At 57.1% G+C, this 13,588-nt stretch carries 14 protein-coding genes, 1 tRNA gene and 2 pseudogenes; 7 read left to right on the top strand and 10 right to left on the bottom strand.

Annotated features, from left to right (window positions below; translation table 11 throughout):
• Entirely contained in the window at positions 1–894 is an 894-nt protein-coding gene (locus I5961_RS12835; protein WP_085703957.1) for a DMT family transporter, read from the bottom strand.
• Between the two features lie 137 nt (positions 895–1,031).
• Here I5961_RS12835 and I5961_RS12830 point away from each other — a divergent pair, with 137 nt between their 5' ends.
• On the top strand, positions 1,032–1,469 hold the full coding sequence (locus I5961_RS12830; protein ID WP_085700731.1) for an Lrp/AsnC family transcriptional regulator: 438 nt from the start codon (positions 1,032–1,034) through the stop codon (positions 1,467–1,469).
• 39 nt (positions 1,470–1,508) lie between these two features.
• On the top strand, positions 1,509–1,835 hold the full coding sequence (locus I5961_RS12825; protein WP_085703955.1) for a YceK/YidQ family lipoprotein: 327 nt from the start codon (positions 1,509–1,511) through the stop codon (positions 1,833–1,835).
• Positions 1,836–1,906: 71 nt separating this feature from the next.
• On the opposite strand, the gene I5961_RS12820 is transcribed toward I5961_RS12825, so the two are convergent.
• Entirely contained in the window at positions 1,907–2,578 is a 672-nt protein-coding gene (locus tag I5961_RS12820) for a Bax inhibitor-1/YccA family protein (protein WP_007955123.1), read from the bottom strand.
• Positions 2,579–2,700: 122 nt separating this feature from the next.
• Between I5961_RS12820 and I5961_RS12815 the strand changes: the two genes are divergently transcribed.
• The 4 genes from I5961_RS12815 to I5961_RS12800 all read left to right on the top strand — a co-directional run bounded on the left by I5961_RS12815 (position 2,701) and on the right by I5961_RS12800 (position 4,719).
• Positions 2,701–2,788: transfer RNA gene (locus I5961_RS12815), tRNA-Ser, on the top strand.
• A 209-nt stretch (positions 2,789–2,997) separates the two neighbouring features.
• The gene (locus tag I5961_RS12810) at positions 2,998–3,207 is read left to right on the top strand and encodes a hypothetical protein (RefSeq protein ID WP_227235441.1); all 210 of its coding nucleotides are present in this window, start codon (positions 2,998–3,000) and stop codon (positions 3,205–3,207) included.
• 83 nt (positions 3,208–3,290) lie between these two features.
• Entirely contained in the window at positions 3,291–4,016 is a 726-nt protein-coding gene (locus tag I5961_RS12805) for a hypothetical protein (RefSeq protein WP_227235440.1), read from the top strand.
• A gap of 22 nt (positions 4,017–4,038) precedes the next feature.
• A complete protein-coding gene (locus I5961_RS12800) occupies positions 4,039–4,719 on the top strand; it encodes an SOS response-associated peptidase family protein (RefSeq protein ID WP_227235439.1) in 681 nt (226 codons plus the stop codon).
• 1 nt (position 4,720) lies between these two features.
• Here I5961_RS12800 and I5961_RS12795 read toward each other — a convergent pair whose 3' ends face one another.
• The 3 genes and pseudogenes from I5961_RS12795 to I5961_RS12785 all read right to left on the bottom strand — a co-directional run bounded on the left by I5961_RS12795 (position 4,721) and on the right by I5961_RS12785 (position 6,179).
• Entirely contained in the window at positions 4,721–4,951 is a 231-nt protein-coding gene (locus I5961_RS12795; RefSeq protein ID WP_227235590.1) for a hypothetical protein, read from the bottom strand.
• Between the two features lie 213 nt (positions 4,952–5,164).
• Positions 5,165–5,634 (bottom strand): annotated as a pseudogene (locus tag I5961_RS12790) (lysis protein).
• Complete coding sequence (locus tag I5961_RS12785) at positions 5,631–6,179, bottom strand: glycoside hydrolase family 19 protein (RefSeq protein ID WP_227235438.1); 549 nt, start codon at positions 6,177–6,179, stop codon at positions 5,631–5,633. The pseudogene I5961_RS12790 and the gene I5961_RS12785 overlap by 4 nt, the downstream one beginning before the upstream one ends.
• Before the next feature lie 132 nt (positions 6,180–6,311).
• Between I5961_RS12785 and I5961_RS12780 the strand changes: the two genes are divergently transcribed.
• Positions 6,312–7,424, top strand: a complete 1,113-nt coding sequence (locus I5961_RS12780; RefSeq protein ID WP_227235437.1) for an acyltransferase family protein — start codon at positions 6,312–6,314, stop codon at positions 7,422–7,424.
• Between the two features lie 18 nt (positions 7,425–7,442).
• Here I5961_RS12780 and I5961_RS12775 read toward each other — a convergent pair whose 3' ends face one another.
• The 5 genes and pseudogenes from I5961_RS12775 to I5961_RS12755 form a co-directional block, all read right to left on the bottom strand.
• Positions 7,443–7,781 carry a tail fiber assembly protein gene (locus I5961_RS12775; protein WP_085703946.1) on the bottom strand — a complete coding sequence of 113 codons (339 nt, stop codon included), beginning with the start codon at positions 7,779–7,781 and terminating at the stop codon, positions 7,443–7,445.
• A 3-nt stretch (positions 7,782–7,784) separates the two neighbouring features.
• The gene (locus I5961_RS12770; protein ID WP_227235436.1) at positions 7,785–8,951 is read right to left on the bottom strand and encodes a phage tail protein; all 1,167 of its coding nucleotides are present in this window, start codon (positions 8,949–8,951) and stop codon (positions 7,785–7,787) included.
• A 22-nt stretch (positions 8,952–8,973) separates the two neighbouring features.
• Positions 8,974–9,660: a hypothetical protein gene (locus I5961_RS12765; protein WP_227235589.1), complete on the bottom strand. Its 687-nt coding sequence runs from the start codon at positions 9,658–9,660 to the stop codon at positions 8,974–8,976.
• Positions 9,657–9,962: a hypothetical protein gene (locus I5961_RS12760; RefSeq protein ID WP_227235435.1), complete on the bottom strand. Its 306-nt coding sequence runs from the start codon at positions 9,960–9,962 to the stop codon at positions 9,657–9,659. The genes I5961_RS12765 and I5961_RS12760 overlap by 4 nt, the downstream gene beginning before the upstream one ends.
• Positions 9,963–9,977: 15 nt before the next feature.
• Positions 9,978–13,541 (bottom strand): annotated as a pseudogene (locus tag I5961_RS12755) (host specificity protein J).
• Between the last annotated feature and the right edge of the window lie 47 nt (positions 13,542–13,588).

The following is a 13,588-nucleotide window of genomic DNA, read 5'->3' as shown; positions in this document are numbered from 1 at the left end:
TTACTGCGCGGCCAGGCGCCGCGCCTTCAGGCCCCAGCCCTGTTGCATGCCGGCAGCGGCCAACAGGATCGCCGCCACGCCGATCCATTGCAGGGTTTGCAGTTGATGACCGAAAGCAAACCAGTCGACGAAAATCGCCGCGATCGGGTAGATGAACGACAGCGCGCCGGTCAATGCGGTGGGTAATTTCTGGATCGCACCGTAGAGCAGAACGTACATCAGGCCGGTATGGACAATGCCCAGCGTCACCAGACTGGCCCAAGCGCTTGGTGCCTCGGGCATTGCCGAGAAATGGGCGAACGGCGCGAGCAGCAACACACCAGTGCAGACCTGGATCAGCGCAATCAGATGCGGCGGCGTGCCGCTCAAGCGCTTGATGATCAACGCAGCGATGGCGTACAGAAACGCCGCCCCCAGCGCCAGTGCGATCCCCGTCAGGTAATCACTGCCGCCCTCGCCCTGCCCGCCGTGGGCACTGACGATGGCCAGCATCCCCATGAAGGAAATCGCCAGCCAGAACAGCTTCTGCAGGGTGATCTTTTCGCCGAGAAACAGCGCCGCCAGCCCCACCAGCATGAACGGCTGCACGTTGTACACCGCCGTACCGATGGCAATCGAAGCCCGTGAATAAGAAGCGAACAGCAATACCCAGTTACCGACAATCGCCCCCCCACTGAGCACAGCAAGCAGGAATGTGGCGCGGGTCAGAATGCCTGACCGCAGGAAGCCGAAAGCGGCGCAGATCAGCAACAAAGTCCCGGCGCCGAACACGCAGCGCCAGAACACCACGTCCAGCACCGGTTGCCCGGACACCAGCACGAACCAGCCGATCGTCCCGGATATCAGCATGGCGGCGGTCATTTCGAATGAGCCGCGACGGATTGTTTTGTCCATCATCAATCTCCTTAATGTGTGGCAAAAGTATGCCAAGCGAGACCGAGGCTTCTCCAGCGCAAAAAGCAGGCTAAACTCGATTTCTGCCTTTTTTATCAAGGGTGGTTTGAGCCATTCGCCTAATGCAGGAGTTTTGTATGACCGACGATATCGACCAGATCCTGATCGGGGCCTTGATGGAGGATTCGCGGCGCTCGCTCAAGGCGCTGGCGCAGATCAGCGGGCTGTCCTCGCCCAGCGTGGCCGAGCGCTTGCGCCGCCTGGAAGAACGCGGTGTGCTCAAGGGCTACACCGTGGAGATCGACCCGAAGTGCTTCGGTTATCAGTTACAGGCGATTGTCCGGGTACGGCCATTGCCGGGGCAATTGCAGGAAGTCGAGCGGCAGATCCTGTCGATTCCCGAATTCACCGAATGCGACAAGGTTACTGGCGAGGATTGTTTTATCGCTCGTCTGCATGTGCGTTCGATGGAGCAGCTCGATACCCTGCTCGATCGGCTGAATACCCTGGCGGAAACCAATACCGCGATCGTCAAGAAGACCCCGGTGAAACGTCGATTGCCGCCGATGGGATAAGCGGCGAAGATTGAGTTTTTCCGGCGAAGGATTGGCGGCATGAAAATTCAGGCAATGATGCTGGCGGCGTTGATGCTGGCTGGGTGCGGGACGGTGCAGACCGTAGCATTCAGTGACAAGCATTCCACCGAGCAGTTGAAGGCTAACAAATCCTACTGCGGCGCCGTACCGCGCATCTACAGTGGCGTGACGTACGACTTCTGCCTGCTGCACGCCGAAAAGCCGGATGACGTCGATGCGTTCAACTACAAGAACGCGACGCCGGGCCTGCTGGTCGATGCGGCCGTGTCGGGAGTGCTCGATACATTGCTGTTGCCCTACACGATCTACAAGCAACAGGCCGATGGCAGCATCGTGATCAATTGATCGCCTGCCTCTTTTTCGCAGGCAACAAAAAACCCGCTCTCGCGGGTTTTCTGTTTATAGCGATGCAGCGATCAGTCGTCGCGGCTCATGATGCCGAAGATCTGCAACAGGCTGACGAACAGGTTGTAGATCGATACATACAGGCTGATGGTCGCCATGATGTAGTTGCGCTCGCCGCCATGGATGATGGCGCTGGTCTGGAACAGGATGCAGACCGACGAGAACAGTACGAAACCTGCGCTGATCGCCAGTTGCAGACCGCTGATCTGGAAGAACATGCTCGCCAGCGTCGCGCCCAGCAGGACGAAGAAACCGGCGGTGATGAAACCACCGAGGAAGCTCATGTCCTTGCGGGTGATCAGCACGTAGGCCGACAGACCACCAAACACCAGTGCGGTCATCGCGAACGCGGAGCTTACGACTTCAGCGCCACCCTGCATGCCCAGGTAACGGTTGAGGATCGGGCCGAGCAGGAAACCCATGAAGCCGGTCAGGGCAAACGCCGACACCAGGCCCCAGGCGGAATCACGAAGCTTGTTGGTGAGGAAGAACAGCCCGTAGAAACCGATCAGCACCACGAAAATGTTCGGGTAGCCGACCCGCATCTGCTGGGCTACGAACGCCATCACACCGCTGAATGCGAGGGTGAGCGCCAGTAGACCGTAAGTGTTGCGCAGGACGCGGCTAACCTCTAGCTGCTCAGCCTGCACGCTGTTGTGAACTGCGTAATCCTGTTCGCGCATGGCGACACTCCTGTTGGTTTGAAACGTTCAGTCGCAAAGATCATAACAGACGCTCTGTAACAAGCCATGCACAGAGTTTGACAGTGTGTTTCATTCAGGTATTATGGCGCCCGCAACGCAACGGAGGTGTGGCCGAGTGGTTTAAGGCAACGGTCTTGAAAACCGTCGACTGTAACAGGTCCATGAGTTCGAATCCCATCGCCTCCGCCATATTTGTATCGACAAAGCCCTGATTATTCAGGGCTTTGTCGTTTCTGGTGTTCCAGAAATTCTGCTGGCATCAGGATGTGTTCCATAACTATTCTGGACGTGTTCCATAACTCACAGCTTTTCACTCCCCTCTCCGGCGTCCTGCCGAACTTAAAACACTCTTCATGCAACACGGTGCTACGCTGGGTCCTTTCACGGAGGAAACCGCAATGTCCAACTCTGATCTACTCCCCTCCCTGCTCTTCAAAATCAACGAAAACCAGCTCACTCTCGAGGCAGCCATCATGGAACTCACCCTCTGGGTTGAGCAGCGCGGATCTGCCGACGTCGCGAACAACGTTCGCGAGTCTCTGGCCGCAATCGATCGGAATGAGGAGTTCATCAAGATGACCCTCGCTGTGTTGATGACACCCGACTGACAGCTCGTCGCTTCAGACTCGCCCAACAGTCTCGCCTCAATTACTGTACATACATACAGCACTTGTACAGTGAATCCGTTCCCATGAATTTCGATCAGGCGAAAGCCCTCCGACTCCAGCGATGGCGCTCAACTCTCGATGATCAAGATTTTCGCATGCAAAACCCAGAGGGGCACCGCCAAACCCTTCATGAGATGTCAGCTGCGCTGCAAGCAGAGGGACTTATCGACCGGTTTGAACAGTTCGACATGAACGAGATGGCAGACGCTGCTTACTGGCATGCCGCCGAGGAGCTGCAGAATTCGCTTGGCCATTACCGCGGCGCCTCGACTTACAAAGTCGTGCAGATCGACAACGGAAAGCTGCTGGGCACCATCAGCCGGTCCATATTCAACTTCGCATCTCCCACGCCGCGAGGCGCGTCATCCGCGTACGACGGGAAGATTTACTCTGGTCCAGAAGGCATATATCTCAACCTGGGTCTCTCCAGAAACATTGGCAAAATTTCAGGACTGATCCTGGCCATGTATGGGCAGCGATACCAGTTGGTCGAAACAGAGCGGGTCATTGGTGGCCTCGACTACCGACCAATTGACGACCCTGATACGTATCGCGCGCTGGTTGACGCTGGCCAGGTCGCACAGGAAGAGCGCGATCTGCGCGCTTTTGAAAAGGTTCGACCACACATCGAATCAGCGGCGTTCTGCACCTGCCCTGTGTGCCTTGACCGATTTGGCGCGCGCGATGACTGCCAGACCTGCGCCGGAAAAGGTTTTGTGACAAAGCCAGCACCAACAGGTCTACGCTGAAAGCTCATGCGAGGATCTGGCAATGTGCGGACGACTCTCCCAATACAGCGGCATTCATGACTTCGTGGCAGTGCTCAGCATGCCAAACGCCCTGATCAACTCAACCGGCGAGCAGCCCCTCGAGCGGTACAACGCCGCGCCGACCGCCCAGCTTGCCCTCTTCCATCAGGAAGGTCAGTTCCTGCACGCCGACATGGTTCGTTGGGGATGGCGCCCGCACTGGGCCAAGGATCGCGCCGCACCGATCAACGCCAGGGTCGAGAAAGTCGCCCACGATCCATTCTTCCGCGCCATCTGGCCGCACCGGGCAATCATCGCGATCAACAACTGGTTCGAGTGGGTTGACGAAGGTGGCCCGAAGAAGCAGCCGTACCTGATCCGGCACCGGGACCAGTCGCCGATCCTCTGCGCCGCGATCGGCCAGTATCCGAACGATGAGCATGATCCAGGCGAGCATGACGGCTTTGTCATCATCACCGCTGACAGTGCTGGTGGCATGGTCGACACCCACGACCGGCGGCCTGTCGCCCTATCGCCGGAGCTGACCAGAGAATGGTTGGATCCGGCCACACCGAAAGAGCGAGCCGAGCAACTGGTGCTGCATCAAGGCGAGCCGACAGAAGTATTTGAATGGTTCAAAGTTGACCGGGCGGTGGGAAACGTTCGAAACCAGGGTCCGCAACTGATTGAGCCAGTCGAGTGATTCAGCTCCGCGACAACGTCTTCAAACGCTCCACCAAAGCGGCTTCGAAAATGATGTACAGCCGCTCGGCATCGCCGGCGCGCAAAGCGCCGCCTGTTTCCAGCCCCAGCACGAAGCCATCCGCCCGTGCGCCCGCCTTCACAGCGATGATCATGGAGTCTGCCCGGACAATCTGCGCCAGCAGCCTATCCGCTTCTCGCTGCATCTTCTCGCCCAGCACCACGCCTTCCAAATCAATCACCTATTTCACTACGACATCCAATACATGACAGCGAGAACCGCTGAAACCCAGACAATCGTCATCACAATTGAGTAGCCTGCCAGTTGCCTATCCATCTGCTGCTTCATCCGGTACGAATCTAAAGGATGGTTCACGACTGTAGGTCTCGCAAGAATGGCTTGGGGGCCATCAATGCTGCATTTTCTGAACGTAGTCCTGGCAAGCCTAAAGCGCAATCAATCCCCGGTCGCCTTCGTCGGTGATGGCGACAATTCGTTGAGCATGCGCTGGGTCAAGTTCGGCTCGTACGGGGCCATGAACCACGCCGCCGGCGCCGGCGGTGGCAGGCACTGAACAGCCACCGGCTGAACCCGCGTCGAGTAGGACTGACAGCCGCAAATCAGAAGTGGCAAGGCGATCGCGCAGAAGAGCCTGGTATTTTTGGACATTGGTCATTTTCTCGGAGTGGTTTTGTCACTGGCGGCCAGCCGCTGCTCGAGCGCCAGCCGCTTGTCCTGCTCGGCCCGCTGCGCGGTGGCCGCTGCCATGGTCAGCTGATTCAGGATTTCGGTGTGCAGCCGGGCCTGCTCGGCCAGTTGGCGACCAAAGCGCCAGTCCTGGACTTGCCAGGCGATGGCGGCGCCGATAAGCACCAGCACGATGGCACCTATCGCTTTCCACGGAACGGCGGTCACGCCAACACCTGCAAAGCCTTCTCATAGAAAGCTTGGCGCTCAGCGGCGCCATTCGGATTGCGCCCGCGCCGACCGGTGTTGATGATGCTGCCGATGTTGGCGTTGTCACCGGCATCGGCCAGCGTGTTCAGCCCATGCGTAGCCCACCACCATGCAGCCGACATCGTGGCGTGCTGCGGCAGCTCCAGCAGCTCCGGCTGATTGATCAGGTCCAGGCGCAGCGCCTCGCCGCACGCGGCATAGTTCGCCCGGCCGGTGATCTGGATCAGGCCACGGCCGCAGAACTTCCTGCCATCACCTGCCACGGTGTTGCCCAGGTCTTTGCGGCCCTCGTAGCCACGCTGGGCATCCGTCGGCCCCCAGATTTCGCGCACCCAGCGCAACTGGCCGGATTCATGACCGGTCTGGGCAATGAACGCGGCAACACGCTTGGCACCGACGATCTGGAAGCACTGCATCGCAGTGTTGAGGACGGGTGCAAAAACGCCGGCTTTGGCGCCGGCGTTTGGGAGGATCTGCAGCAACTGCTGCTGAGTAATGGGCATACTTTTCTCCAGGCAAAAAAATACCCGCTGAGCAGCGGGCGTTGGGTAGAATGCATTTCAATAAATTTTGGTACTATCCTGAGACCTTAATTAATTAAATTTTGCTCTTGGATATTAAAAAGAGTTAATAAATTGAAAACAACCAGCGAAAAAAATGCTGACATACAGATATTGAGAGCTATTGCAATACTACTAGTTATTGCTCAGCATATAAGATCAAGACTACCAACACCTCAAGCGTATCACGAAATATTTGATCACGTAACGTTTTGGCCGGGGGTTGATATCTTTTTTGCGATATCTGGATTTCTTATTTGCAAAACATTTTTCAGAGATATGCAGACATCCCAAACAAAAACCTCTGCTATTAAGTCATTTTGGATCCGAAGAGTTGCTAGATTATTACCTGCCGTGGTTTTTTGGGGAGTGACATCAATTGCAATTTCTTTTTATACTTCTAGCTATCCTAATACAAATCCGTCCCTAGTAGCAAAAAGTGCGTTGACTGGAATACTTGGCGTATCGAATATCTACTGGGCGTCTTGTGTGCAATTTGCACTCGAGTGCGGTAGCGCAGATTATAACGCTGTCACTTGGTCCCTGTCCCTTGAATGGCAGCTATACGCATTATCGACATTGTTATTTGTGGCTACCGGATTCAGAAAAGGCATTATCATACTCGCGGCAATATCGATAATCATGTCCTTCCTACCATCCCCAAGCTTTTCGTTCCCGTGGGTGTTTAGACCGCAGGCTTTTGTGATCGGAGCGTTGATTTTCTTAATCGGCACTGAAAAATCAAAAGCATTAAATCCCTCAGCAAACATTGCACTTCTTTTCACAGGATTATTAATCTGCTTGCTCTCTCCGATTAACATACCGCAACCTTTTACTGTTCCAGCGATTTCAGTTGGAGCCGGGTTATGCTTGTATTCCACGCTAGGTGGCTCTTCAATTCCACCCCTCATTGGCGGATTCTTCTCTTGGATCGGAGAGCGGTCGTATTCAATTTACCTGTGCCATCTACCTATGATACTTTTTAGTAGGGAAATTTTAAACACTTTAAGCTTGACAGCCCCTTCAAATATTAATTTCTTTATTGGCATAGTCATCGCAACAGCCTTGATCGCATTCATGTCTGAAGCCTCTTACAAATTCATCGAGCTCCCATTTCAAAGAAAACTTTCAAATAGACGGCCAGAGATAAATTTGGCCACCCAACAAACAACAACACCTCAATTATAGAGTTATACTATTGAGCGCCTAAGTTAGTGGCGGCGCTGGCCAATCTGTTGTGCTTGGCCAGTCCGAACGCTCTGATGTTTTGCTCAAAGCGCTCCGATACTTTTTCCAAGCCTTCAAATTCGACAAACCGTCTTCTGTGATTTCACCCACGTCATAGTCATCCTGAAGCGGCTGAATAATCTTGCTGGCCTCATCGAGCAGGGAGTCGAGAACAGTTTTTACGGCCGATTCGATTCGCTGCTGCTCGGCCAGCTGGATCAGCCATTGTGGTAGTTCTTCGGAAAAGCGTTCTCCCTCAGCGAGAGGCCAGTCCTCTTGGATGCTTCTCCAGCCCGTACTGGTAATTGCATAAGGCATAATTTATCGCTCCAGTCCGTAACCGCGCACACCAATCGAGCTACCACCCGTAACGGCAGTAACGTGCCTGTAGTTAACCGTCTGAACGACGCTACACAAAGTATCAGCCTGATATCGAGTCCCGGCGGGACACGAAAGTATTTCGATTGTGTTGGCATAACCGACGATCAGCGTCCCACCACTCGGCGGACCATAGAGCGTCAAAATGCATCTTTGTGTTGTCGGTGGAATAAAGGATGAGCAGCTTACAGATGTGGCCGAGGTAGCTGTCCCGCCCGACAAGGCCAGGGTTGTTGATGCGTCCTCGGTGTAGATCAGCGCACCACCTGATAACAGAAATGGCCGCAAGCCGCTCGCACCGCACCGTACGGCAGCAATGAAGCGCCTACTGGAGTCACCGGTCTTTGTTCTGGCTGTGCCGAAATAAGGTGCAGATGGAGCAGTTGTCACCAGCTCAATTGTCGCGACTCCAGTAGTTTCGAACAGGTACAGGTAGTACCAGGTGTTGGCTGTTAGCGAGAGGCCGGAAAGCGTCAAAGGCGCTGAAACCCTCAGCGCTTTAGTCGATCCCGGAATGTACGCGGTTCCAGAGTCGACGGTGATAGAGGTCGCAGAATTCCAGATTGGATTCAGGCCGTCGATGTAACCCGGACTAACACCGGCATTCACTTGCGCCTGAAGTTTTCCGACAGCGCTGAGAATCGAGTCAGTTGAAACAACCGATGTGATGGTCGTGAGATCAAGGCCTGTCAGGGTAATTGCACGGACACCGGTGGCGCTCATGTATTTATTGGTCATCCCTTCCGGGAGACCATCCGTGTTCGTCAGGTTGAGAGATGCGCGAACCCCCGACTGAGTTGGGGTCTGTCCCAGAACGGCCATGACGCCGCCGAACTGATTCACCAGCGCTCGCAGCGCATCGGCGGAGTCCTTGACGTAACCCTGCATTGGGGCCAGAGCATAGGCGCCGGCAGCATTGGTTCCCCCCAGATATGGCGGAGCGATCGACAGCGCAGTATCACTGGCAATGTTGGTCACTTCGTACCAGCCACCGTCGGGCCCGCGGAATGCATCGCCGACCCGCGCATTGGCAATAAATGCAGTTCCCGTACCGATCACCGCATTGGAATTTTGGACGACAGAAACCGTCCCGGTTTTGTACCAGGGCATGGCGTGTTCCTATATGGGGAAGTTAGACAGCCTGCTTCGCAAAGAGCACAGGCAGGAAAAAGGCGAATGGGTTGTTTGCTGCAACAGTTACGGCATAGAGCGTGCCAGTGGAAAAATCCCAGGTGCAATACAGCTGCCTGGGGATTGTTCCTCCCGAAACCATCGTCATCCCGAAGTTGTTGATCAGCATGAATTCGTTCTGCGGGAAACTGAAAGGCACCGAATAATAATTGCGGTATAAGCCTTGATCGGTCTGATCCGACTTCACGTATGTCCAGTTCTGGAAAGCTCGCGTGAACGTTGCGTTTGGCGTTCCCGAGTCGAAAATCATCTTCCCGGCCCCGTCCCAAAGCCGCATCCCGTACTGCGCTACAGCTTGAGCTGCAAAAGCTGCAACAAAGTAGCGGCCATTTGGCTGAGCGGTCGCATTGCTGTATGTCCTGACGTAGAAGCCGGTCCAGTTACCGGTCGAGCCGATTAACCGCATATTGCTCAGGCCTGCGATCAAAGCGCTGTTGTCCGGACGTACAAACACCAGCGGCGGCTCCAGGGAAGTCACTGGCCTCTCGAAGTAGGTTGTTGAGCCCATGCCGGCTTCTTCAGTCGGCGCATATCTTCCGCTGGAGATCACCATCAAGCGAGCAAACTCCGAGTCGATAGTGACCACATTGCTGTTGTTTGTGAATTGAAGGCCGTATCCCGCCATCAGTTGAACCTCATTACGATCAGTCGCATCGTCCCTGACGCGATCGTGCTAGCGTACCCCCGCGTGTGGTTGTAGACCCTTGCCACGTTGTCGATGAGCTCGGTTTCGAACTGCTGTTGCTGGTCGGTGTAAGGCCCGATTGGCACTACAATCGCGCAACCATTCGCAGGCCCTACTCCGGGAACAGAGAAGTCCTGATTGGTCTTCGCCGCGTTACTGAAAGTCACCAGCGTCGACAGCACCACCCGAATGGTGAATGAGTTCTCATCGACCTGAAGGGCGCCGTCGGCGCCCCAGATCCGCATTCCATGTGCCATTAATCACCCCAAGTAACCGAGCCGGACGCGCAACACGTTGTTGGCGTCGTAGACCGAGACGTTCAGCGAGTTGATCACCAACCGGCCCTGGCCGGGCACGATTCCGTTGATCTCAAGCGTTCCGTCTTTATTGAGAATCCAGCCCTGCTGGCCGGCGATGTAGTTGGTCGAGCTGATATAGCTGCCGATCTTGGCGTTAGTGATCGTGCCGTCGGCAATGAACGCGGAGTTCATGAACACCTGGCCACCCTGCACCGCAAACGGAACCGAGATTGCCCCGCCGGCGATAGTGTTGACGATGGCGAACCGGTCAGCCGCAACCAGAAACTGGCTTTGCAAGCCGGCGCCCGTGTTTTCAATACCGAGTCCGATCCCCGCCGCCACGTACTGCCCGTTCTGGGCGACCTGCATCTTCACCGACCACATCGTGGACAGCTTCCCACTCGTGTCCGCGTAGGCTGTCGAGGTTTCCTGAATCGCTGCGGTGTTCTCGCCAACTTTCACGTTCACCTGGGTGATCGCCTGGGCTGTCGCTTCCTTGTCCGTGGCGACTGTCTTACGCAGGTCAGTGACATTCGCTTCGTTTTCATCAACCCTGGAATCAAGGGTGGTGAGCTTTTGTGCGCTGGCCAAATTCTCGGATGACCTGACTCGGTCTTCGTTGGCAATGGCGGCCGCACTGCCCCACTCCTTGATCGCACCATCCAGATCACCTTGCCCATCTTCGTCGCGCCAGGACGCGCGCAACGCCTGAAAGGCCGTTGCCTGCGCGGTGACCACGCCGTCGAGTTTGGTAATCTCGACGGTATTGGTAGCGACCTGTTGAGCCAGGCCATTTGCCGCTTCCACGGTCTGGCCCACATCGAGTCAAAAAGCGGGATTCGGCGGCGGCGTATTGACGGGCACCGGGCCGGTGGCCTGGTAGATCCGTTTGCCCTGCACCACCAAGTCATATTCCACGTAGGTGGCCTCCGGGTCGTACCCCTTCAGGCCGTCCAGTGCATCGATCTGAGCCTGCAGTCCTGGGATCTTCTCGATTTCCTTGAGCAAGTCTTCCCCGAGTTCCGTCTCGGTAATCTGACCGGCGATCATTTCCAGAATTGCCGCAGCGTCGGCGCTCGATTGCCCTTGCACTCCGGTGCCGATCGGAAACCACGGACCGATGTTGCCGATCTTGTCGACGACTCGCCCCCAGAAGTAGAACGTCACACCAGCGCGAAGGCCGAGCATGGAAAAATCGCTCTGCGGGTAAGCCAGATCAGTCAGCTTGGTAGCGGCCTCCAATACTGTCGTCGGGCCGTACCAGATCTCCGTCCGCTGGCTGTCCTCGGCGCCCGGCGGAAAACCCCACTTCAGGTAGATGCCGAACAGAAGCGGCGTGGCCGTCAGATAGCTCAGCGCCGGCGGCAGTCCCTGCTTACCGCTGAGGTTGGTCAGGATCGAGTTGCGCCAGATCGAAGTGATGTCGAACGCACTCACCGCACGCACCCGGGCCACGTAGGCGCCGGCGTAAATGCCGACCACGTCCACGTTGGTCATACCGGTGCGCTGCAGCTTGATCCAGTTTCCACTGTCCTTGCGCCACTCCACGTCATAGCCAACTGCGCCATCCACGGCGGGCCAACTGATGGTCATGGTGGCAACGGCCAGGCCCTGCACCACCGACGAAGTCGACGACAGAGACACGCTCGCCGGCGCCGGCACGACGGTAATGGGGATCACGCTGATGGGCCGTTCTTCCAGCCGCGCTCCGGTGTCGATGTGCGCGAACTTGCTCGGGTTGAACTGCAGCGCGCTGATCTCGAAGTCACCCTCGGTGGTGCGCTTGGTGCGCAGCACCCGGTAAAGCGGAATTGCCAGATCATCAGCGTCGAGCGCCCATTGCAGTTGCGCGATCGGCGGCTCGCTATAGTTGGTCGTGACAGTCACGGCGCGCCCATTGACGCTCTGTACAGTACGGCCTTCGGCGCGGCCGCCCGGCAGGTTGATGATCAGCCGGTCACCAGCCTTGGCCAAAGTGTCCCGGTCGAGCGTCAACACACGGCCTGCCGCCGACGAGATCCGGCCGCCGACCTCCCGCCCGGCCAGCAGCGAGTCCGCGACCGGGATGATGTGGCCCGGCAACGGGATCACACCTTCCATGCCGGTCTTGAACGACACGGTGCGGTCCTGGTTGTTGCTGAGGATCGCCCACTTGCCACGGCGCTGGGCCTCGGAGGCGCGGGTGCAGCCAATCGCGCTCAGCTCGGTTGGCCTGTCGCCGTAGCGACGTTGCAGGTCCAGGTCGGCGAACGGAATGACGTCGGTGTCGTAGTTGTTCGCCGGGTTGTCGTAGCTGACCAGGGCTCTGGTGTACCGGGTCTTCGCCGAGGCGCTGCCGTACGAGAATTTCCCGTCGATGACGTTGGCCCGCGTGAACACGTAGTCGAAGTCCTGCGCGCGCGGCATGTCGGCCTGCATCACCAGCTGGCCCTGCGCCCAGTACGTCATGCCACGATAAATCGCCGAGATGTCGCGCAGCAGCGACCAGGCATCAGCCTTGCCCTGCAGGTTCATGTCGCAGAGAAAGCGTGGTTCCTGACCGCCTAGCCCGTTCGGCACCAACTGATCGCAGTACTGGGCAATCCGGTACAGTTCCCACTTGTCGACCATGAACGGCTTGATTCGCTTGCCCAGGCCGAAACGTTCTTCAGTGCAGATCCCGTAGGTGATCCACGCCGGGTTATTGGTCCAGGCCGACTTCATCGAGCCATCCCACGTACCGGTATAGGTGCGCAGGATCGGGTCGTAGTTGCTCGGCACCATCCAGCGCCGGGCCTTGCACTTCACGGTCACGGCCGGGATGTTGGTGAACTGCTCGGCGTCGAATTCGATGTAGAGCAGCGCGGTATTCGGGTAGCGCAACTTGGCGTCGATCACCTCGGTGTAACCGGCCACCAGCACGGTGTCGGCGATCTTGTTGCTGTTCTGGTTCGGCGTCAGGCGGCGCACGCGGATCTGCCAGCCCGTGGTGGCGGTCGGTAAGTCAATGCGGCGCGAGCGCTCATAACGGGTCGTGGTCTTTCCGTCGACAGCATCCACCAGCACCTGCTGATACGCGCCGCCATCGGTGGCCACGTCAATGGCGTATTCGATGCGATACCCGCCGACGTTGCCTTGATCATCAACCCGCTGCAACGCTGGCCAAGCCAGACGCATGCGCACGGCCGACAACTGTGTGTTGGTGATCGAGCGCACCCACGGCGCATCACTGCGCAGCTCGATGTTCAGCGACGTCTCGTTCTCAACTGACGGAATGCCCGGAATGTAGGTCTGATCCACGGAACCCGGGCGCCAGTCCCATTTCACGTTCGGGAAGTTGTAGTTGCCGCTGGCATCGCGGATCGGCGTGTTGTCCAGGTATATGTCGTATTCAGTCGGTACGGCGTCGAACTCACCCTCGCCTACGGCGATCAGCAGCTTTGCCAGGTTGGTCGAGCGCAGGCTGTCGCTGGCTTCGACCGGCGATTTCGGCTTGCTGCTGCCGCCCTTCTCGCCGTAGATCTCGATCTGTTCCGCTGCGCCCATGCTTTCCTCCAGGCAATAAAAAACCCGCCGCAGCGGGTAATAAAGTG

The organism is Pseudomonas sp. IAC-BECa141 (assembly GCF_020544405.1).
Classification (GTDB): domain Bacteria; phylum Pseudomonadota; class Gammaproteobacteria; order Pseudomonadales; family Pseudomonadaceae; genus Aquipseudomonas.
This window is presented reverse-complemented; position numbering and strand designations above follow the sequence as displayed.